Raw genomic sequence first — 21,166 nt, forward strand, 5'->3', positions numbered from 1 at the left:
CTGATCTTACACCTGCCACTGGCAGGTGTTTTTTTTTGCCTGAGGAGAAGGAGCGGCAGATTGCGGGCACAAAAAAGCCGGGCGAGCCCGGCTTAGTTAGCTTTGCGCCTGTCAGGCGCCAGGATTATTTTTCAGCGTCAGCAGTAAGCCTTCACGGCGCATCTTCGCGGCCTCTTCCGGACGATGCAGACGATCATACACATCCGCCAGCCACGCATAATCGAATGCGTCAGGACGCTGTGCCAGCGCCTGCTGCAGAGCATCCGCTGCCTGCTGCCACTCTCCATGACGCATCAGCAACTGTCCCAGCGTGCTGTGCAGCAGCGGCGTTGCGCCATGCTGTTTGATCTGCTGACGTAAGGCCTTCTCAAGTGCTTCCGGATTGCCGCTTTTAATGCGGGGCATCAGCAGCACCAGACGATCGTCATAATGACGCTTGAGGCCTTCCAGCACGATCGACTGCGCGGTGTCATGATCGTTGCACTCAATCAGGTGATCCGCCATGGCGACCTGCAGCGTGGTATCCTGACGGGTCTTACGGCTCAGCGTATTCCACCAGCGTTTCAGACCGTCACTGCCCTGATCGGCCATCGCCTGATTCATCAGGCCCAGCCAGGCCTGCTGCTGCAACGCGTCGCGATGGAGGTCGTCGCCGACCTGCGCTTTCTGCATCGCAGGCAGAATATCCAGCAGCGCACTCCAGGCGCCGGTACGGACATAGGCCTGTTCAGCCAGACGCAGCACTTCAGGATGACGTGGTGCCACTTCCAGCAGACGATCGATGCTGTGACGTGCAGCGTGATCTTCATTGCGCGCCAGCTGAATACGTGCGCGGGCAATTTCTACCGGAATAGTATTGTTTTCGGACAGCTCTGCCGCGCGTTCAAGATGCTGATTGGCACGCACTTCATCACCGCGCTGCTGCGCGGCTTCCGCAGCCAGCAGGTAGTTTGCTACCGGCACATCCGCGTGGTCGGCATCTTTAGAGAGCAGTTTTTCCGCCTGACGGTGGTCACCTTCCGCCAGCTTCATCAGCGCAGTCTGCGTATGACGCTGGGCGCGGCGGCGTTTACGTCCGGTAAACCAGCCCCGGGTGCGTGCGCCGGTTCGCAGCACGCGACGCAGCAGCCACTCCACGGCCAGAATCACCAGCAGGCTGAGAATAAGGATAATCACCAGCCCGGTGACGCTGGTTTCGATATTCCAGTTATCAGTCTGAATCAGCACATAGCCCTGATGACCGGCAATCATCGGTCCCAGTACCACGCCCGCAATCAGCAGGATAAAGAGGATAAATACCTTAAGCATGCTTAGCCTCCCTGCTGAGTGGCAGCGGCAGAGGGCTGTGCTAACAGGTTCCGCACACGGGTCTGCATCAGCTGTTCCAGCAACGGCTGGCTTTCCAGCGTGTCAGGCAGATCCATATTGATGTTCTGCTGGCTCAGCTCATCCAGCTGGGCAAGAAAGGCTTTCGTTGCCGCATCGTTAGTGTCATACCAGGCGCGAACCCAGGCGGAGACGGTATCGATAGATTGTTTGTAAATCTCATCCTGATGACGCGGCACAGCCTGCGCTGCGATCAGCAGACGCGAGCGGATATTCTCCCGCAGATAGACATCCTGATTCGGGGCCAGCAGCGGCTGGGCGGTATTATCGCGGCGGCGGATGGTAATAAAGTCATCCATAAAGTTGTGCCAGCTCTTCACCAGATTCTGACGCCACTCGCGCACGGAACCCGACAGTTCGCCGCCATCGCTGTCCATCGGCGCATCATCGCTATCGTTGTCTGCCAGACGCAGATTATCGACGTTGTTCGACAGCTGATTCAGCTTGAGGATCACGCCGTCATAATCGACCTGCGTCACGGAGGAGAGATTGCTGATATCCTGGGTCAGGGCGCGACGCACGTTCATTACGCTGGGATCGTTCATGTCGGCCAGGCTGGCATCGGCGCTTTTCAGCAGCGCAGCGGCGGTCGTGACATCCTGATCGCTCCAGAGCTTGCGGCCAGCCAGTTTCACCAGATAATCGGCCTGGGCCAGCAACCAGCTGCGCACGTCATTGCCGGAAATCACGGCCATTTTTTCACGCAGGGTTTCCAGCTCTTTGGCTGACGCGTTCTGCTGGGCCTGTGCCGTCTGCAGTGCGGTTTCAGCGCCGCTCAGCTGCTGGGTCAGCTGCTGTTTGTCGCTGCTGGCCTGCTGCTGCAGCGCACTCAGCTGGTCACTCAGCTTCTGATTGGTTTGTGCCTGTAAATCAGCCTGATGTTTCCCGTAAAGGTATAAACCTGCACCCATCGCCAGCGCAATGACGATCGCCACTGCCCCCAGCGCCATGCCACCTTTATTCGCATTGCGCGGAGGCGTGTCGTTGCTGGAGAGAGAGCGGTCGACCGCTGGGGTGGTTTCTTCAACCATGGCGGAGGAATCTTTTTGTTCCGTCATATGTGGCACATCCCATTGTTAAGTTCATCGTAACGCGCGCAGCAGCGCATCGTTATCGGCACCATCGGCTACCTGAATATCCTGCCAACCCAATCCTGCGGCCAGGGTAGCCAAACGTTCACTGACGACAATCAGTCGGCAGTTGAGCAGCCATTCCTCGCGATCGACTGCGGGGAACAGCGAAAAGAGCTGTTGTAACATTTCACCGCTGGTGACCACCAGTACCGAGACGCCGCGATCGCGCCAGCGGCGGCCTTCGACCGGTCCGTCGTAATGCTTCTGACAGCGCTGGTAACAGGCAGCAAACGTCACCTCAGCACCACGCCGGGTTAATGTCTCTGCCAGCAATTCGCGTCCGGGGTCGCCGCGCAGGATCAGCGCACGTTTACCGGCAATCTGCTGCAGCGTATTCAGCTGAATCAGTTCTTCACTGGTTTCATGAGCATGGGGCCATGTTACCTGCCGGCCGCTGGCGGTGTGAAACGCCAGCGCAGTGCTGCGACCAATTGCATAATAGTCCAGCTCGCCGGGCCATGCTTTGATCGCGTGCTGCGCGTAGTGAATAACCTGCTGAGAAAGAATGAAAATCAGGTCGCCCGGGCGGAGGGCGGCGAGCTTCTGAGGCAGAAAGGGGAGGTCCGCGCCCGGTGCGAACTCGATTAGCGGCAGGCTCCACGCCTGCCTGCCAAGGGCATGCAGGCGTGACACCAGCTCTGCCGCGGCGGGTTCCGGGCGCGTCACCAGAATGGTCATGCCGGTGGCTGCCCCTGGTAAACGTCCTGCAGAATCTCACGGGCGCCACCGTCCAGCAGCTCGTCGGCCAGGGAAATGCCCATCTCGCGGGCCTGATCCCGCGGACCACGACGCTCGCCGCTGACCATTACATGACCATCCGGTGCACCGACCATGCCGCGCAGCCAGAGTTCATCGCCTTCCAGCACGGCGAAACTGCCGATAGGCACCTGACACCCCCCTTCGAGACGGGTATTCATGGCGCGTTCCGCTCTGACACAGACTTCCGTGTCGTCGTGATTCAGCGCCTGCAGCAGGCCGATCAGGGTGGTGTCATCCAGACGGCATTCAATACCGACTGCGCCCTGGCCCACGGCGGGTAAGGAGACTTCAGCAGGCAGGGCCTGACGAATACGATCTTCCAGTCCCAGACGTTTCAGCCCGGCAACGGCGAGAATAATCGCGTCATATTCACCGGCATCCAGTTTGCTCAGACGGGTGCCCACATTGCCCCGCAGCGAGCGGATTACCAGATCCGGGCGGCGAGCGCTAATCTGGCACTGACGACGCAGGCTGGAGGTGCCGACAATAGCACCCTGAGGCAGCGCGTCCAGGCTGTCATAATGATGAGAAACGAACGCATCGCGCGGATCGTCGCGCTCGCAGATGGTTACGAGGCCCAGACCTTCAGGGAAATCGACCGGCACATCTTTCATTGAGTGCACCGCCATATCGGCCCGGCCATCCAGCATCGCCAGTTCCAGCTCTTTGACAAACAGCCCTTTACCGCCGACTTTCGCCAGCGGCGTATCAAGAATAATGTCACCCTTGGTGACCATTGGCACCAGTTCAACGCGCAGTCCCGGATGGGCGCTCATCAGGCGTTGCTGTACATAATGTGCCTGCCATAATGCGAGCGGGCTTTGTCTTGTAGCAATTCTGAAAATTTTGTCTAACATGCTGTTAACCATTTTTATCGTTCACTGAATATCCTATCATCTCTGGGTGAATACTGTCAGTTTCAACGGATTGAAAACGGCCTGTGAGCGGTTTCAGGCCCGGTTTATCAAGCCATCACGTGGGAACCAGTGCTGAAAAGGCGGGAAGCTGGTAAGAACGTGCTAAACTGTTAAGTAGCGCAACTTTCTTTACGGTCAATCTGCCGGGTGTTAGATTGATCACGTTTCCAGCAATTATCTGCCCACTTTTTTACTTTTATAAGCGGCAGAGCGGGGAAACAGGGTGCTTAAACACTGGGACAATCAGGCGAAACGTCTTGTACCTCTACATTGAGACACTGAAACAGAGACTGGATGCAATCAACCAGCTGCGCGTTGATCGTGCGCTGGCTGCCATGGGACCCGCTTTTCAGCGCGTCTACAGTCTGCTGCCAACCTTATTACATTATCAACATCCGCAGATGCCGGGTTACCTTGAAGGTAACGTTCCACATGGCATCAGCTTTTTCACGCCTGATGAAAACCAGCGTCAGCTGCTGGCCGATCTCACCGGTGACAGCGACCTGCGCCATGCTGATGCGCCGAAAGGCGAAATGCCGATCACGGCGATCTACTCCATGGGCAGCACCTCCTCTGTCGGGCAGAACAGCGTCTCAGATCTCGATATCTGGGTCTGCCATCAATCCTGGCTGGATAATGAAGAGCGGCTGAATCTGCAGCGCAAATGCACGCTGCTGCAGAAGTGGTGCGTCTCGATGGGCGTGGAAGTGAGCTTCTTCCTGATCGACGAGAACCGCTTCCGTCACAACGAAAGCGGCAGTCTGGGCGGGGAAGATTGTGGCTCAACGCAACACATTCTCCTGCTGGATGAGTTTTACCGCACCGCGGTGCGTATGGCGGGTAAACGCCTCCTGTGGAATATGGTGCCGGGCGAAGAGGAGCATCACTACGACGATTACGTGATGTCGCTCTATGCCAAAGGGGTGCTGACGCCTAACGAGTGGCTCGATCTGGGCGGCCTTGGCACCCTGTCGGCGGAAGAGTATTTCGGTGCCAGCCTGTGGCAGCTCTATAAGAGCATCGATTCGCCCTATAAAGCGGTGCTGAAGACCCTGCTGCTGGAAGCCTACAGCTGGGAATACCCGAACACCCAGCTGCTGGCGATGGACATTAAACAGCGTCTGCACGATGGCGAAATCATCTGCTTCGGGCTGGACCCTTACTGCATGATGCTGGAGCGCGTGACGCACTATCTGACCAGCATCGACGATCAGCCGCGTCTCGACCTGGTGCGGCGCTGTTTCTATCTCAAAGTGTGCGAAAAGCTCAGCACGGACGACCATCCGCAGCGCAGCGGCTGGCGTCGCGAAATTTTATCGCAGCTGGTGAAAGAGTGGGGCTGGAACGACGAGAAGCTCGCTATCCTGGATAACCGCGCCGGGTGGAAAATCGAGCGCGTGCGTGAAGCCCACAATGAACTGCTGGATGCGATGATGCAGAGCTATCGCAACCTGATCCGCTTTGCCCGCCGTAACAATTTAAGCGTGAGCGCCAGCCCGCAGGATATCGGCGTGCTGACCCGTAAATTGTATGCCGCCTTTGAGGCGCTGCCGGGCAAAGTGACGCTGGTGAACCCGCAGATTTCACCCGATCTCTCTGAGCCGAACCTGACCTTTATTCATGTGCCGCCTGGCCGTGCCAACCGCTCCGGCTGGTATCTCTATAATCAGGCGCCGGATATGGATTCGATCATCAGCCATCAGCCGCTGGAATATAACCGCTATCTCAACAAGCTGGTGGCATGGGCGTGGTTCAATGGCCTGCTGACCCGCAAAACCCGGCTGCATATCAAAGGCAATGACACCTGCGATCTGGCGCGCCTGCAGGAGCTGGTTAACGACGTCTCCAGCCACTTCCCGCTGCGCCTGCCTGCGCCGACGCCCAAAGCGCTCTACAGCCCGTGCGAAATTCGTCACCTGGCGATTATCGTGAACCTTGAGCACGATCCGACGGCGGCCTTCCGCAATCAGGTGGTGCATTTTGACTTCCGCAAACTCGATGTCTTCAGCTTCGGTCAGCAGCAGCAGTGTCTGATTGGCAGCATTGACCTGCTCTACCGTAACTCCTGGAATGAGGTGCGAACCCTGCACTTCAGCGGTGAACAGGCGATGATCGAGGGACTGAAAACCATTCTGGGCAAGATGCACCAGGATGCCGCACCGCCAGACACGGTAGAGGTCTTCTGCTACAGCCAGCATCTGCGCGGTCTGATTCGCACGCGCGTTCAGCAGCTGGTGTCCGAGTGCATTGAGCTGCGCCTCTCCAGCACGCGTCAGGAGCCTGGCCGCTTCAAGGCGCTGCGTATGGCTGGCCAGACCTGGGGACTCTTCTTTGAACGCATGAGCGTCTCCGTGCAGAAGCTGGAAAACGCGGTAGAGTTTTATGGCGCGATCTCCAATAACAAGCTGCACGGGCTATCGATCAAAGTCGAAACCAACCAGACGCCGCTGCCGCCGGTGGTCAACGGCTATGCCAGCGAAGGCATTATTCAGTTCTTTTTCGAGAACACGACGGACGACCAGGGCTTCAATATCTATATCCTGGATGAGTCCAACCGGGTTGAGGTTTATCATCACTGCGAAGGCAGCAAAGAGGAGCTGGTGCGCGACGTCAGCCGGTTCTACTCCTCCTCGCACGATCGCTTTACCTACGGGTCGAGCTTCATCAACTTTAACCTGCCGCAGTTCTACCAGATAGTGAACACCGGCGAGCGTTTTCAGGTGATACCGTTCCGCAGTCAGACGCTGACTCAGCTCTGCACCAGCCAGCCTGACAACGACAACAGCGACTATCAGCCACGCTATCAGGTGCACTGATGCCGACCGGCTGCCTGCGCTCAGCAGGTGGCCGCGCGCTTCCTGACCGCTTATCAGGTTCACGCTATTTGCGGGGATTTCCTGTTGCTTTTCCACCTTCAACTGCGATGATAAGCATCCAGGTAAAGGACATGAAGAGCATAAAGAATGAAGAAAGTGATAAGCCTGTTTGCCATGACACTGGCAGTAATCAGCCTTGCAGGTTGTGGTCTGAAAGGGCCGCTTTACTTCCCGCCGAAGGATCAGCCGAAGAAACAACAAGCGCCGACCGAACGCCAGAAAGCGGACGCCTCTAAAGCCGATGTGGGCGGGCTGGTAACCGGCAATTCAGGCGTAAAAGCGAACTAATCTGATGGCTTACCCGGCGGAGCAAAAAATGCAGTTCTCCAAAATGCACGGTCTCGGCAACGATTTTATGGTTGTGGATGCGGTGACGCAAAACGTCTTCTTTTCGCCGGAATTGATCCGCCGGCTGGCCGATCGTCATCTGGGGATCGGCTTCGATCAGCTGCTGATTGTTGAACCGCCCTACGATCCCGATCTCGATTTCCACTACCGCATTTTCAACGCCGACGGCAGCGAAGTGGCTCAGTGCGGTAACGGCGCACGCTGCTTTGCCCGCTTTGTGCAGCTGAAAGGGCTGACCAACAAAAGCGATATCCGGGTCAGTACCCAGAATGGCCGCATGGTGTTAACCGTGACGCCGGACGATCAGGTGCGCGTGAACATGGGCGAACCGAACTTTGAGCCGCAGCAGGTGCCGTTCCGTGCCAATAAAGCGGAAAATCTCTATCTGCTGCGCGTGGCCGAACAGACGGTGATGATGGGCGCGGTGTCGATGGGCAATCCGCACTGCGTGATTCAGGTTGAAAGTGTGAAAACCGCACAGGTTGAACTGCTGGGTCCGATTCTGGAAAGCCATGAGCGCTTCCCGGAGCGGGTCAATGTGGGCTTCATGGAGATCGTCAATCCCGAACACATCCGCCTGCGCGTCTACGAACGCGGCGCGGGAGAAACGCAGGCGTGCGGCAGCGGCGCCTGTGCTGCCGTGGCATGCGGCATCCAGCAGGGCATTCTGGCACCCAAAGTGCGTGTCGATCTGCCCGGCGGAACCCTGCATATCACCTGGAAAGGGGCCGGACAGCCGCTCTACATGACCGGTCCTGCGACACACGTCTACGATGGGTTTATTCATCTATGAAAAATATCGAAGAGCAGGCTGACAGTTCGGTTCTGCTGGACGATCAGGCCGTCAGTGATTATCTGCGGCAGAATCCCGATTTCTTTATCCGTAACGCCCGCGAAGTGGAACAGATGGCCGTGCCGCATCCGGTTCGCGGCAGCGTCTCGCTGGTGGAGTGGCATATGGCGCGTCAGCGCAACCACATCCAGCGGCTGGAAGAGGAGATCACGCTGCTGATGGAGCAGGCCAGCGCCAACCATGAGCTGTTTGATCGTCTGCTGTCGCTGGAGAGCCATCTGGCTGCGGCTGACTCCCTGCAGGATATGCTTAACCGGCTGCATCGCTGGGCGCGAGAGCTGGGGCTGGCGGGTGCCAACGTGCGGCTGTTCAGCGATAAATGGCTGCTGGGTGCCCCCTCCGATTTCTTCCAGCTGAGCCTGTCACGTCAGGCCTTCGAACCGCTGCGTATTCAGCGTTTCGGTCATCAGCATCACTATCTCGGCAACATCAACGGCCCGGAACTGCTGCTGCTGCTGCCGCAGGCTAAAGCGATCGGCTCGGTGGCGATGTCGCTGATGGGCGAAGCGGGCGACCTCGGCGTGCTGATTTTCAGCAGCCGCGACAGCCAGCACTATCAGTCAGGCATGGGAACGCTGCTGTTGCAGCACCTGTCACAGATGATGCCAGGTCTGCTGTCGCGCTGGGTTGAACGCGCATGAGCAGCGCGCTGCAGGAGGCCGTTGACGGATTTCTGCGCTTCCTGAAAGTGGAACGCCAGTTAAGTCCGTTGACCCAGAGCAGCTATGCGCGCCAGCTGGCTGCGCTGGTCGCCATTGCGGATGAGATGAAGCTCAGCAGCTGGGCCGCGCTGGAGCCCGCCCAGGTGCGCAGTATGGCGGCGCGCAGCCGCCGCGCCGGACTCTCGGCCAGCAGCCTTGCGCTGCGTCTCTCAGCCCTGCGCAGTTTCCTGGACTGGCAGGTCAGTCAGGGTATGCTCGCCGCTAACCCCGCCAAAGGGGTGATGACGCCGCGTAAAGCGCGCCATCTGCCGAAGAATATCGACGTTGACGAAGTGAATCAGCTGCTGGAGATCGATCTCAGCGATCCGCTGGCCGTTCGCGACCGGGCGATGCTGGAGGTGATGTATGGCGGCGGGTTGCGTCTCTCTGAACTGGTCAATATGGATTGCCGCCACGTCGACCTCGATTCCGGTGAGGTGTGGGTGGTGGGTAAGGGCAGTAAAGAGCGCCGGGTGCCGATTGGCCGCACGGCCGTGACCTGGATCGAACAGTGGCTGCCGCTGCGTGAGACCTTCGGCTGTCAGGATGATGCGCTGTTTCTTTCAACGCGCGGCAACCGCATCTCGCCGCGCAGCGTGCAGAAGCGCTTCGCCGAATGGGGCATTCGCCAGGGCGTCGCCAGTCATATCCATCCGCATAAGCTGCGTCACTCCTTTGCAACGCATCTGCTGGAATCCAGCGGCGATCTGCGCGCCGTGCAGGAGCTGCTGGGGCATGCGAACCTGTCGACCACCCAGATCTATACCCATCTCGACTTCCAGCATCTGGCTTCGGTGTATGACGCCGCGCATCCCCGCGCCAAACGAGGAAAGAACGAATGAAGTTTTATCGTCCGCTGTCGGCCATCAAAGCCATGACTTTCGACCTTGATGACACGCTTTACGATAACTACCCGGTGATCCGCCGCACCACGCTGGAGTCTCATGCCGCGTTACAGGCTTTTCATCCGGCGCTGCGCGACTTTACGCCGCAGGATTATCAGCAACTGCGTGATGAGCTGTTGCAGCGAGAGCCCGACATCTTTCACGACGTTTCGGAGTGGCGCCGCCGTTCGGTTGAGCTGGCGATGCTGAATATCGGCCTCTCTGCAGCGGAAGCCACGGCGGGCGCGGCAGAGGTGATGGCGGTCTTCCACCAGTGGCGGAGTCAGGTTGTGATGCCGGAGGAAACCCATCAGACGCTGAAAGCGCTGGCGGAGAAGGTGCCGCTGGTGGCGATCACCAACGGCAACGCCAGCCCGGAAAAAATGGGTATTGCCGGCTATTTTCAGTTCACTCTGCGCGCCGGGCCCGACGGGCGCGCCAAGCCGTGGCAGGATATGTATCAGCTGGCGGCGCAGCGTCTTGCTATCGCGCCTCACCATATTCTGCATGTGGGCGACGATCTCACTACTGACGTGGCGGGTTCGCTGCGCGGCGGGCTGCAGGCGTGCTGGATTAACCTGCGGCAGGGCAACCTGATGCATATCCCGGACGCGCGCCTGTTGCCGCATGTCGAAATTTCGCGGTTGGCATCACTCACCTCACTGCTATAATGGCTGTAAATTTATCCAGTCGTTGCCGCTTTCAGCTTTGCCGCCAGCCTTGTCTGTGGCAGGCGCAATACCGCGCGCGATGACGGCGTTTTCTCTTTGGTAACCGGTGCTTATGGACGTTTCTGAACTGCTCGATGGGTTAAATGACAATCAGCGTGAGGCCGTAGCGGCCCCGCGCAGTAACCTGCTGGTGCTGGCAGGCGCGGGCAGTGGCAAAACGCGGGTGCTGGTGCATCGCATCGCCTGGCTGATGTCGGTAGAGAACTGTTCACCCTATTCCATTATGGCGGTGACCTTTACCAACAAAGCGGCGGCGGAGATGCGTCACCGTATTGAGCAGCTGATTGGCACCAGCCAGGGCGGGATGTGGATCGGGACTTTCCACGGTCTGGCGCATCGCCTGCTGCGTGCTCATCATCTTGACGCCGGTCTGCCACAGGACTTTCAGATCCTCGACAGTGAAGATCAGCTGCGCCTGCTTAAGCGCCTGATTAAATCGATGAATCTGGATGAGAAGCAGTGGCCTGCGCGCCAGGGCATGTGGTACATCAACGGCAAAAAAGATGAAGGCCTGCGGCCAAAGCATATCGAAAGCTACGGCAATCCGATTGAGCAGACCTGGCTGCGCATCTATCAGGCCTATCAGGAAGCGTGCGACCGCGCCGGTCTGGTGGACTTTGCCGAGCTGCTGCTGCGCGCGCATGAGTTATGGCTCAACAAGCCGCACATTCTGAATCACTACCGCGAACGCTTCACCAACGTGCTGGTGGATGAGTTCCAGGATACCAACAACATTCAGTATGCCTGGATTCGGATGCTGGCGGGTGACAGCGGCCGGGTGATCATTGTGGGTGACGATGACCAGTCGATCTACGGCTGGCGTGGCGCGCAGGTCGAAAATATCCAGCGCTTCCTGCAGGATTTTCCCGGCGCGGAAACCATCCGTCTGGAGCAGAACTACCGCTCAACCAATAACATCCTGAAAGCCGCCAACGCCCTGATCGCCAATAACAATGGCCGGCTGGGTAAAGAGCTCTGGACCGATGGCAGCGATGGGGAACCGATCTCTATCTACTGCGCCTTCAATGAGCTGGATGAAGCGCGCTTCGTGGTTAACCGCATCAAGGTCTGGATGGAGAACGGCGGGGCACTCAATGACTGCGCCATTCTCTACCGCAGTAACGCCCAGTCGCGTGTGCTGGAAGAGGCGCTGCTGCAGAGCAGCATGCCCTACCGGATTTATGGCGGCATGCGCTTCTTTGAACGTCAGGAGATCAAAGATGCGCTCTCCTATCTGCGTCTGATCGCGAACCGCAATGACGACGCGGCGTTTGAGCGTGTGGTCAATACCCCGACGCGCGGCGTGGGCGATCGGACGCTCGACGTGGTGCGTCAGACTGCCCGCGAACGTCAGATGACCCTGTGGCAGGCGACGCGCGAACTGCTGCAAACCCGTGCGCTGGCTGGCCGGGCCGCCTCGGCGCTGCAACGCTTCTGTGAGCTGGTCGATTCCCTGGCGACCGAAACCGCCGAATTACCGCTTCATGTTCAGACCGATCGGGTGATCAAAGACTCCGGTCTGTGGCTGATGTATGAGCAGGAGAAAGGCGAGAAGGGTCAGGCGCGAATCGAAAACCTTGAGGAGCTGGTGACGGCAACCCGCCAGTTCAGCTATCAGGACGAAGATGAAGATCTGATGCCGCTGCAGGCGTTTTTATCTCATGCGGCGCTGGAAGCGGGCGAAGGTCAGGCAGACAAATGGCAGGATGCGGTTCAGCTGATGACGCTGCACTCGGCAAAAGGGCTGGAGTTCAGCCAGGTCTTCATCGTCGGCATGGAAGAGGGGATGTTCCCGAGCCAGATGTCGCTGGATGAGGGGGGCCGGCTGGAAGAGGAGCGTCGTCTCGCTTATGTCGGCGTCACCCGTGCGATGCTCAAGCTGACGCTGACCTATGCTGAAACCCGCCGACTCTATGGTAAGGAAGTGTATCACCGTCCTTCCCGTTTTATCGGTGAGCTGCCCGAAACGTGCATTGAAGAAGTGCGGCTGCGCGCCAGCGTCAGTCGTCCGGTCAGCCATCAGCGGATGGGAGCACCGGTGACCAAAAATGACAGCGGATTCTCGCTGGGCCAGCGTGTTCATCACGCCAAATTTGGTGAAGGCACCATCATTAACCTGGAAGGCAGCGGCGAGCACAGCCGCCTGCAGGTGGCGTTTCAGGGGCAGGGAATCAAGTGGCTGGTGGCGGCTTACGCGAAGCTGGAAACGCTTTAGCGTGCGGTTGACGGCTTTTTCGTCTCAGCGTAACATGCGCCCACTATTATCATGAGAGGACAACGCCTTGGACACGCCCAGTCGATGCTGGCTCAATGACCTGGATACCAGGCATAACATCTAAGGCTACCTCTTTACGCGGGTAGCCTTAGCGGTTATCAGCGACCTCCCTTTTTGATCCCGTCGCACGAGTCAGCACTGATTTACCTTTGAAACTCTGTTTCCGTGTTCAGGCCGCCCGTTCTGTGTTGAGGAACGGCGGATTGCCTTGTCCCATTTAGTCTGCAATGGGGAGTATTGCTATGCTGAGCGCATTTAAACTGGACCACAGCCGCCTGACGCGACTGGAGCTGGAAGACGAAAACGACAAGCTGACCACCTCCGTCTGGGTCGATCTGATCGAGCCGGAAGAGGGCGAGCGTGACCGGGTGCAGTGTGAGCTGGGCCAGAGCCTGGCAACCCGACCTGAGCTGGAAGATATCGAGGCGTCGGCGCGCTTCTTCGAAGATGAAGATGGTCTGCACATCCACTCCTTCTTCTTTTATGAAGATGCGGACGACCACGCCGGTAACTCCACGGTGGCGTTCACCATCCGTGAAGGCCGCCTCTATACCCTGCGCGAACGCGAACTGCCCGCTTTCCGTCTCTACCGCATGCGCGCCCGAAACCAGACCCTGATCGACGGCAACGCGTTTGAGCTGCTGCTCGACCTGTTCGAGACCAAAATCGAACAGCTGGCGGATGAGATCGAAAACATCTACAGCGCGCTGGAGAAACTCAGCCGGGTGATTATGGAAGGTCAGCAAGGCGAAGAGTACGATCAGGCGCTTTCACGCCTGGCAGAGCTGGAAGATATCGGCTGGAAAGTGCGTCTCTGCCTGATGGATACCCAGCGCGCCCTGAACTTCCTGGTGCGCAAAGCGCGTCTGCCGGGCAACCAGCTGGAGCAGGCGCGTGAAATCCTGCGCGATATCGAGTCGCTGCTGCCGCACAACGAATCGCTGTTCCAGAAGGTCAACTTCCTGATGCAGGCCGCGATGGGCTTTATCAACATCGAGCAGAACCGCATCATCAAGATCTTCTCGGTGGTCTCCGTCGTCTTCCTGCCGCCGACGCTGGTGGCCTCCAGCTACGGGATGAACTTCGAGTTTATGCCGGAACTGAAGTGGAGCTTTGGCTATCCGGCTGCAATTGGCCTGATGATCCTGGCGGGTCTGGCACCCTATCTCTACTTCAAACGTAAAAACTGGCTGTAAAAACGTTCCGGGCCATCGTCGATGGCCCGTTCTGCTGGCTCCCGTCGCCATTTCTGCGTACTCTGTCCCCCTTGTTTTTACAAATAATTAACTTTTATGGACGCTTTATCCTTACGCGCGCAGTGGGCGCTGCTGCTGCTGGTGTCGGTCCTGCTGGGGACGCTGCTGCACCACTTTCAGGTGCCCGCGGCGCTGCTGCTGGGCCCGATGGTGGTCGGCGTGGTGATGGGGTTATCAGGCGCAACGCTGCGCATCGACAGGCGGTTGTTCCTGCTGGCGCAGGCGGTACTGGGCTGCATGATTGCACAGAGCCTGTCGCTGTCGATTCTGACGCCGCTGATTCAGGAGTGGCCGGTGGTGCTGGCGGTGCTGCTGCTGACCCTGGCGGCCAGCGGCGTATCGGGTTTTCTGCTGGTGCGTTTCAGTCAACTGCCTGGCCCGACCGGCGCCTGGGGATCGTCACCGGGTGGCGCATCCGCCATGGTGGCGATGGCGGGCGACTTTGGGGCCGACGTGCGTCTGGTGGCGTTCATGCAGTATCTGCGGGTGCTGTTTGTCGCCTCGGCGGCGGCGCTGGTGGCACGTATCGGTCTGGGGGATGAGGCACACAGCGTCCCGCTGCTCTGGTTTCCCGCCCTGAATCGCGGCTTTGTCATCACGCTGGCGGTGATGCTGGCGGGCGCGTGGCTGGGCACCCGGCTGCGCATCCCGTCGGGGGCGCTGTTGCTGCCCGCGCTGGCGGGGGCGGCACTGAACGGCAGCGGTGTCGCGGTACTCCAGGTGCCGGAGTGGCTGCTGGCTCTGGCCTACGCGCTGATCGGCTGGAGTGTCGGGCTCCGGTTCACCCGTCCGATTTTCCTGCTGGCGCTGCGCACGCTGCCGCAGATGCTCGCTTCCATCTTCGGGCTGATGCTGTTATGTGGCGGGCTGGCGTGGATGCTGACGCAGATGCTGGATATCGATCTGATGACCGCCTATCTCGCCACCAGTCCGGGCGGGCTGGACACGGTGGCGATAATTGCCGCGGGCACCCAGGTCAACATGGCTTTTGTGATGGCGTTACAGACGCTGCGTCTGTTCACCATCCTGCTGACCGGTCCGGCGATGGCGCGCTTTATTTCACGCTACGCGCGCACGGGTGCGGAATGAAAACGCCACCGCATCGCAGACAAACACCAGCAGCGCCAGCCAGATGAAGCCAAAAGTGACCATCTTGTCTGGCGTGATGGTTTCCCCGTAGAAAACGACCGCCAGGATAAACATCAGGGTCGGGCCGAGATACTGAAAGAAGCCAACCGTGGAGAGACGCAGCCGGCTGCAGGCCGCCGCAAACAGCATCAGCGGAATGGTGGTGATAATCCCTGCCGCGACCAGCCTGAGGTTGAGGCTCAGCGGGTTAGCGGAGAGATGGCTGGTAGGGCTGTCGGCAAAGCCGAACAGATAGATGGCCGCCAGGGGGAACAGCCACAGGGTCTCAATCAGCATGCCGCTCTGAGCATCGACCTGAATCTTTTTACGCACCAGACCATACAGGGCGAAGCTCAGCGCCAGCCCCAGCGCAATCACCGGCAGCGAACCGAACTGCCACAGCTGCACCAGCACGCCGAGGGTGGCCAGCAGCACCGCCAGCCACTGGAGACGACGGAAACGCTCGCGCAGAAACAGCATGCCGAACACCACATTAATCAGCGGATTAATAAAGTAACCCAGGCTGGCTTCCAGCATATGCTGATTATTGACCGCCCAGATAAACAGCAGCCAGTTGCCGCCAATGGTCAGCGCGGTCAGCGCCAGCATCAGCACTTTTGCTGGCTGAGACAACACGCTGCGTACGACGGGCCAGCTGCGGCTCAGCGTAATCAGCAGCAGCATAAACAGCGCAGACCAGATAACCCGGTGCGTCATGATTTCCGTGGCCGGAACCTGCTTCACCAGTTTGAAGTAAGCCGGCGCGATGCCCCAGATAAAGTAAGCCCCCAGGGCGAAACCCACGCCCTGGCGGGTTTGTTGCGTATCCATATGAGATCCAGATGGCGTGCTTAGCCGATAAGATAGGTGGCGGTTGCAGTGGCGATATAGTCGCCCTGTTGGTTGTGCAGCTCGACGCGCGCCACGGCGACTTTGTTACCGGCACGCAGCAGGCTGCTGGTGGCAGTAAAGCGCTCGCCGCGTCCGGGGCGCAGATAGTCAACGCGCATATCGATGGTGCCCATGCGGGAGAGACGCTGGCGAAGCTCGGCTTCGCTGATGCTCTCCTGACGGGTCAGCGCGTTACTGACGCAGACCATGCCAGCCGCCACATCCAGAACCGACGCGATCACCCCGCCGTGCAGGATCTGTTGTGCCTGGTTGCCCACCAGCATGGTTTTGTTGGCAAAGCTGATTTCGGCGTAGTCCGCCTCCAGGCGCATCAGTTCCAGACCCAGCGCCTGATTGAAGGGCATGTGATAAACGAAAATTTCGCCGACCAGCTGGCGAGCGTCCTGCGGTGTCAGCACGGGTGATGACATGATGATGTGTCCTGAAAAAATCGGGCCAGAGGGGCGCGCAATCTGAATGAGTTGTGTATTCTATGCCGCCTGCGAGGGGGTTTCCAGTTTAAGAAATCAGCACTCTTGCTCACTGCCATTTGCGTGTAGAATGGCCTGCTTTTTACGACACCCTTTCAGTTGTTTTGATACGCAGCGCTCACCGGAGAATTTTATGCGTAAGCATCGCGCCTTGCTGGCGGCAATGTTGATAATTCCTGCGCTGGCGCAGGCAGATGAAGCTCAGATCAAAGAGGTTCATGACGCGCCACAGGTTCAGGGCAGCATCATTGCTAACCTGCTGGAGAAGCATGATAATCCGTTTGTTCTCTATCCTTATGAGAACAACTATCTGCTCTACACCTACACCAGCGACCTGAATAAAGAGGCGATCTCCTCCTATAACTGGGGAGAAAATGCCCGCAAAGATGAAGTGAAATTCCAGCTCAGCCTGGCGTTTCCGCTGTGGCGCGGTATTCTGGGTGATAACTCGGTGCTGGCCGCCTCTTACACCCAGCGCTCCTGGTGGCAGCTGTCGAATCGCGGTGAATCCTCGCCCTTCCGTGAGACCAATTATGAGCCACAGATTTTCCTTGGCTGGGCCACGGATTATTCGCTGGGTGGCTGGACACTGCGGGATGTCGAACTGGGTCTGAATCATGAGTCTAACGGGCGCAGCGATCCCACTTCGCGCAGCTGGAACCGCGTTTATGCGCGGCTGATGGCGGAGAACGGGAACTTCCTGGCGGAGATCAAACCCTGGTATCGCATCCCGGACGGGGCAAATAATGACGACAACCCCGATATCACCAAATATATGGGTTACTACCGTACCCGGCTGGGCTATAAGCTGGGCGACAGTATCTTCAGCGTTGAAGGCAACTATAACTGGAACAGCGGTTATGGCGGTGCGACGATGGCCTGGAGCTACCCAATCAGTGAGCATGTCCGCTTCTATACGCAGGTGTTCAGCGGCTACGGTGAATCACTGATCGATTACAACCATCGCCAGACGCGTCTGGGTGTGGGTGTAACGCTCAACGACTTGTTCTAATCCCTAACGTACGACAGGAATCGCGTGGCAACCTCGGCAGTTCTCAATCAGGAAGCGCTGGCGCAGCAGGTATTGCAGGATACCTTCGGCTACCAGCAGTTTCGTCCCGGTCAGCAGACGATCATCAATCAGGCGCTGAGCGGGCGCGATTGTCTGGTGGTCATGCCCACCGGCGGCGGTAAATCGCTCTGCTATCAGATCCCGGCGCTGGTGCGCGAAGGCCTGACGCTGGTGGTCTCGCCGCTGATCTCACTGATGAAAGATCAGGTCGATCAGCTGCTGGCAAACGGCGTAGCCGCGGCGTGTCTCAACTCCTCCATGACGCGCGAACAGCAGCAGACGGTGATGGCTGACTGCCGCACCGGTCGGGTGAAGCTGCTCTACATCGCCCCTGAACGCCTGATGATGGATAACTTCCTCGACAATCTGGCGCACTGGCAGCCCGTGATGCTGGCGGTGGATGAGGCGCACTGTATCTCGCAGTGGGGGCACGATTTCCGTCCGGAATATGGCGCGCTGGGCCGGTTGCGTGAACGCTTCCCGGAGGTGCCGGTGATGGCGCTGACCGCGACCGCCGATGAAACCACCCGTAACGACATCGTTAACCTGCTGCACATGCAGGACCCGCTGATCCAGATCAGCAGCTTTGACCGTCCCAATATCCGCTACACCCTGGTGGAAAAATTTAAGCCCACCGATCAGCTGCTGCGCTACGTTCAGGATCAGCGCGGCAAGTGCGGCATTATCTACTGCAACAGCCGGGCGAAGGTGGAAGACACCGCCGCGCGCCTGCAGAGCCGGGGGCTGAGCGTCGGGGCCTATCATGCCGGTATCGACAGCGAACAGCGCGCCAGAGTGCAGGAAGCGTTTCAGCGTGACGATCTGCAAATCGTGGTGGCGACGGTGGCCTTTGGGATGGGCATCAACAAGCCTAACGTCCGGTTTGTGGTTCACTTTGATATCCCGCGCAACATCGAATCCTACTACCAGGAAACCGGCCGTGCCGGCCGTGATGGCCTGCCCGCCGAGGCGATGATGCTTTACGACCCGGCAGATATGGCCTGGCTGCGTAAGTGTCTGGAAGAGAAAGTGCCGGGGCCGCTGCAGGATATTGAACGCCATAAGCTCAACGCCATGGGCGCGTTTGCGGAGGCGCAGACCTGCCGCCGCCTCGTGCTGCTCAACTACTTTGGTGAGGGGCGCCAGCAGCCGTGCGATAACTGCGATATCTGTCTCGATCCGCCTAAACGGTATGATGGTCTGGTCGAGGCGCAGAAGGCGCTCTCCGGCATCTACCGCGTGGGACAGCGTTTCGGCATGGGCTATATCGTGGAGGTGCTGCGCGGCTCCAACAATCAGCGTATCCGGGAACAGGGCCATGACAAACTGCCGGTCTATGGACTCGGCAAAGATCAGAGCCACGAGCACTGGGTCAGCGTGTTACGTCAGTTGATCCATCTGGGGCTGGTCACGCAGAACATTGCCATGCATTCGGCACTGCAGCTGACCGAAGCCGCCCGCCCGGTGCTGCGCGGTGAAGTCCCCCTGATGCTGGCGGTGCCGCGCCTGATTACCGCGAAGACGAAGAGCAGCAGTCCGGCGAAGTTTCACGGTGGCAACTACGATCGCAAGCTCTTTGCCAAGCTGCGTAAGCTGCGAAAAGCGATCGCCGATGAAGAGAATATTCCGCCTTACGTGGTGTTCAATGACGCCACACTGATTGAAATGGCAGAACAGATGCCGGTCAGCGCGTCAGAGATGCTCAGCGTCAATGGCGTGGGTCACCGCAAACTGGAGCGCTTTGGCAAACCTTTCCTGGTGATGATCAAAGAGCATCTCGATGAAGAGTAAAGGACACTGATTATGCTGATGTTATTTGCCACTGTGGCGCTGGTACACCTGGTGGCGCTGATGAGCCCCGGCCCGGATTTCTTTTTTGTCTCACAGACGGCTGCCAGCCGCTCACGCAAAGAGGCGATGATGGGCGTGCTGGGCATTACGCTCGGTATCGTTGTCTGGGCGGGAGTGGCGCTGATGGGGCTGCATCTGATTCTGGAGAAAATGGCCTGGCTGCACCAGATCATCATGGTCGGTGGCGGACTCTATCTGCTGTGGATGGGCTGGCAGCTGATGGGGTCGGCACGTCAGCGCCACAAACAGCCGCAGCAGGATGAACCGGTGGTGGAGCTGCCAAAACGCGGCATGAGCTTTCTCAAAGGGCTGCTGACGAATCTCTCAAACCCCAAAGCGATTATCTACTTCGGCAGCGTCTTCTCGCTGTTTGTCGGGGATGATGTCGGCGCGACGGAGCGCTGGGGTCTGTTCCTGCTGATCATCGCGGAAACTTTTGCCTGGTTTGCGCTGGTGGCGGCAATCTTTGCCCTGCCGTGGATGCGTGCGAAATATCAGCGCCTGGCAAAATGGGTGGATGGTATGGCAGGGGTGCTCTTTGCCGGTTTCGGCATCCATCTGATTATCTCCCGCTAAGCATCGCGGATGCCGGCGTGCACGAGGCGCGTCCGGCAGGGTTCTCACCTCCCATCGTCTCTTCCTCATGTGACAGCGATCACACTCTGCTTCACCGTTTATCCCGTTACCTTAACCGTCACTCAATCGTCACCCGGTGTTCATCCACCGAGGCATCACCTCTGGTAAGGTCGGTAACCGGGCATATTTTTGCAGGAACAGGATGATGAGAATGAAAGCGCTGCTGCTGCTGTTAATGAGTGCGGGCATCAGCGCCTGCGCGTCACCGGCGGCGACCCGTTATCCGGCATCGCAGCCGATCCGGACGGATAAGGTGACGTCGATGCTGGCGCAGCTTCCTGCGCCCGGTCTGCCGCAGGGTGACAGGATTAGCCGGATCTCTGCGGCTTTTCTCGGGACACCTTATCAGGCCCATACGCTGATCGGCTCGCCTGCGACGCCCGAAGCGCTGGTGATCAACCTCTATGGGGTAGACTGCTTTACGCTGCTGGATTATGTGCAGGCGCTGAGCCAAAGCCACGATCGCCCCAGCTTTGAAGCCAGCCTTATCCGCACCCGTTATCGGGATGGCGAGGTCAGCTACCTGAAACGGCGCCACTTTTTTTCTGACTGGGCTGCTGACAGCCCGCCGATTGCCGATGACGTCACCCGCACACTGAGCCCGGCGGCGGTGACGGTGATGAAGCCACTCAATCGTCAGGCCAGCGGAACAGAAAAAGTGCCGGGTCTGGGCGTGATGCCGCGTCCGATCACTTACATTCCGGCCCGCGCCCTTACGCCCCGGCTGCTTGACCAGATTCAGAATGGCGATTACGTCGGGGTTTATACGCCCGCGGCGGGGCTGGATGTCTCACATGTGGGGATTGCCGTCCGGCACGATGGCCGGTTGTGGTTCAGGAACGCCTCCTCGCGGGCTGAAAACCGCCGGGTTGTCGATGCGCCGTTCAGGGAATATATGCGGTCAGTGCCGGGCATCATCGTGCTGCGTGCCGTGCCGGCGGTGTGATGAGAGAGAAGCGATCGCGCCAGCCCTGGCGG

Annotated in this window: 20 protein-coding genes; 14 read left to right on the forward strand and 6 right to left on the reverse strand. The window is 58.8% G+C overall.

Translation table 11 applies throughout. The features are described from left to right. Positions 1–111: 111 nt before the first annotated feature. The 4 genes from hemY to hemC are packed head-to-tail and all read right to left on the reverse strand — an operon-like array spanning position 112 to position 4,135. Positions 112–1,308, reverse strand: a complete 1,197-nt coding sequence (gene hemY, locus HFD92_RS17620) for a protoheme IX biogenesis protein HemY (protein WP_009088436.1) — start codon at positions 1,306–1,308, stop codon at positions 112–114. A gap of 2 nt (positions 1,309–1,310) precedes the next feature. Beyond that, positions 1,311–2,444 carry a uroporphyrinogen-III C-methyltransferase gene (gene hemX / locus HFD92_RS17625; RefSeq protein WP_009088438.1) on the reverse strand — a complete coding sequence of 378 codons (1,134 nt, stop codon included), beginning with the start codon at positions 2,442–2,444 and terminating at the stop codon, positions 1,311–1,313. 24 nt (positions 2,445–2,468) lie between these two features. Continuing rightward, positions 2,469–3,197, reverse strand: a complete 729-nt coding sequence (gene hemD, locus HFD92_RS17630; RefSeq protein WP_167429400.1) for a uroporphyrinogen-III synthase — start codon at positions 3,195–3,197, stop codon at positions 2,469–2,471. Beyond that, positions 3,194–4,135: a hydroxymethylbilane synthase gene (gene hemC, locus HFD92_RS17635; protein WP_111208493.1), complete on the reverse strand. Its 942-nt coding sequence runs from the start codon at positions 4,133–4,135 to the stop codon at positions 3,194–3,196. The genes hemD and hemC overlap by 4 nt, the downstream gene beginning before the upstream one ends. Before the next feature lie 317 nt (positions 4,136–4,452). On the opposite strand from hemC, the gene HFD92_RS17640 reads away from it, so the two are divergent. The 10 genes from HFD92_RS17640 to HFD92_RS17680 all read left to right on the forward strand — a co-directional run bounded on the left by HFD92_RS17640 (position 4,453) and on the right by HFD92_RS17680 (position 15,208). Further along, a complete protein-coding gene (locus HFD92_RS17640) occupies positions 4,453–7,011 on the forward strand; it encodes a class I adenylate cyclase (protein WP_009088443.1) in 2,559 nt (852 codons plus the stop codon). A gap of 147 nt (positions 7,012–7,158) precedes the next feature. Then, positions 7,159–7,359, forward strand: a complete 201-nt coding sequence (locus HFD92_RS17645) for a lipoprotein (RefSeq protein ID WP_009088446.1) — start codon at positions 7,159–7,161, stop codon at positions 7,357–7,359. 28 nt (positions 7,360–7,387) lie between these two features. After that, positions 7,388–8,212, forward strand: a complete 825-nt coding sequence (gene dapF, locus HFD92_RS17650) for a diaminopimelate epimerase (protein ID WP_111208492.1) — start codon at positions 7,388–7,390, stop codon at positions 8,210–8,212. Next, positions 8,209–8,913, forward strand: coding sequence for a DUF484 domain-containing protein (locus HFD92_RS17655; protein WP_009088449.1), 705 nt, complete (start codon positions 8,209–8,211; stop codon positions 8,911–8,913). Before dapF ends, HFD92_RS17655 begins: the two co-directional genes overlap by 4 nt. Then, on the forward strand, positions 8,910–9,815 hold the full coding sequence (gene xerC, locus HFD92_RS17660) for a tyrosine recombinase XerC (RefSeq protein ID WP_058958097.1): 906 nt from the start codon (positions 8,910–8,912) through the stop codon (positions 9,813–9,815). The genes HFD92_RS17655 and xerC overlap by 4 nt, the downstream gene beginning before the upstream one ends. Next, a complete protein-coding gene (gene yigB / locus HFD92_RS17665; RefSeq protein WP_009088454.1) occupies positions 9,812–10,528 on the forward strand; it encodes a 5-amino-6-(5-phospho-D-ribitylamino)uracil phosphatase YigB in 717 nt (238 codons plus the stop codon). Before xerC ends, yigB begins: the two co-directional genes overlap by 4 nt. A 112-nt stretch (positions 10,529–10,640) precedes the next feature. Next, on the forward strand, positions 10,641–12,803 hold the full coding sequence (uvrD, locus tag HFD92_RS17670) for a DNA helicase II (RefSeq protein WP_009088456.1): 2,163 nt from the start codon (positions 10,641–10,643) through the stop codon (positions 12,801–12,803). 67 nt (positions 12,804–12,870) lie between these two features. Further along, positions 12,871–12,927 (forward strand): YsgD/CorL family protein, encoded by a 57-nt coding sequence (gene ysgD, locus HFD92_RS21925; protein ID WP_350769477.1) that lies wholly within the window; start codon positions 12,871–12,873, stop codon positions 12,925–12,927. A gap of 178 nt (positions 12,928–13,105) precedes the next feature. Continuing rightward, a complete protein-coding gene (corA, locus tag HFD92_RS17675; RefSeq protein ID WP_009088458.1) occupies positions 13,106–14,059 on the forward strand; it encodes a magnesium/cobalt transporter CorA in 954 nt (317 codons plus the stop codon). Positions 14,060–14,155: 96 nt separating this feature from the next. After that, entirely contained in the window at positions 14,156–15,208 is a 1,053-nt protein-coding gene (locus HFD92_RS17680; protein WP_167429401.1) for an AbrB family transcriptional regulator, read from the forward strand. Here the strand turns inward: HFD92_RS17680 and rarD are convergent. Further along, positions 15,179–16,078 carry an EamA family transporter RarD gene (gene rarD / locus HFD92_RS17685; protein WP_167429402.1) on the reverse strand — a complete coding sequence of 300 codons (900 nt, stop codon included), beginning with the start codon at positions 16,076–16,078 and terminating at the stop codon, positions 15,179–15,181. The two genes, HFD92_RS17680 and rarD, sit on opposite strands and share 30 nt — an antisense overlap. Before the next feature lie 20 nt (positions 16,079–16,098). Continuing rightward, on the reverse strand, positions 16,099–16,569 hold the full coding sequence (locus tag HFD92_RS17690) for a thioesterase family protein (RefSeq protein ID WP_009088464.1): 471 nt from the start codon (positions 16,567–16,569) through the stop codon (positions 16,099–16,101). Between the two features lie 193 nt (positions 16,570–16,762). Here HFD92_RS17690 and pldA point away from each other — a divergent pair, with 193 nt between their 5' ends. The 4 genes from pldA (at position 16,763) to HFD92_RS17710 (ending at position 21,134) form a co-directional block, all read left to right on the forward strand. Next, a complete protein-coding gene (gene pldA / locus HFD92_RS17695) occupies positions 16,763–17,641 on the forward strand; it encodes a phospholipase A (RefSeq protein ID WP_009088467.1) in 879 nt (292 codons plus the stop codon). Between the two features lie 24 nt (positions 17,642–17,665). After that, complete coding sequence (gene recQ / locus HFD92_RS17700; protein WP_167429403.1) at positions 17,666–19,492, forward strand: ATP-dependent DNA helicase RecQ; 1,827 nt, start codon at positions 17,666–17,668, stop codon at positions 19,490–19,492. A gap of 12 nt (positions 19,493–19,504) precedes the next feature. After that, entirely contained in the window at positions 19,505–20,128 is a 624-nt protein-coding gene (gene rhtC / locus HFD92_RS17705; protein WP_009088470.1) for a threonine export protein RhtC, read from the forward strand. Between the two features lie 205 nt (positions 20,129–20,333). Next, entirely contained in the window at positions 20,334–21,134 is an 801-nt protein-coding gene (locus HFD92_RS17710) for a DUF1460 domain-containing protein (protein WP_033736133.1), read from the forward strand. Positions 21,135–21,166: the final 32 nt, after the last annotated feature.

The organism is Pantoea sp. EKM101V (assembly GCF_011800325.1).
Classification (GTDB): Bacteria; Pseudomonadota; Gammaproteobacteria; order Enterobacterales; family Enterobacteriaceae; genus Pantoea; species Pantoea anthophila.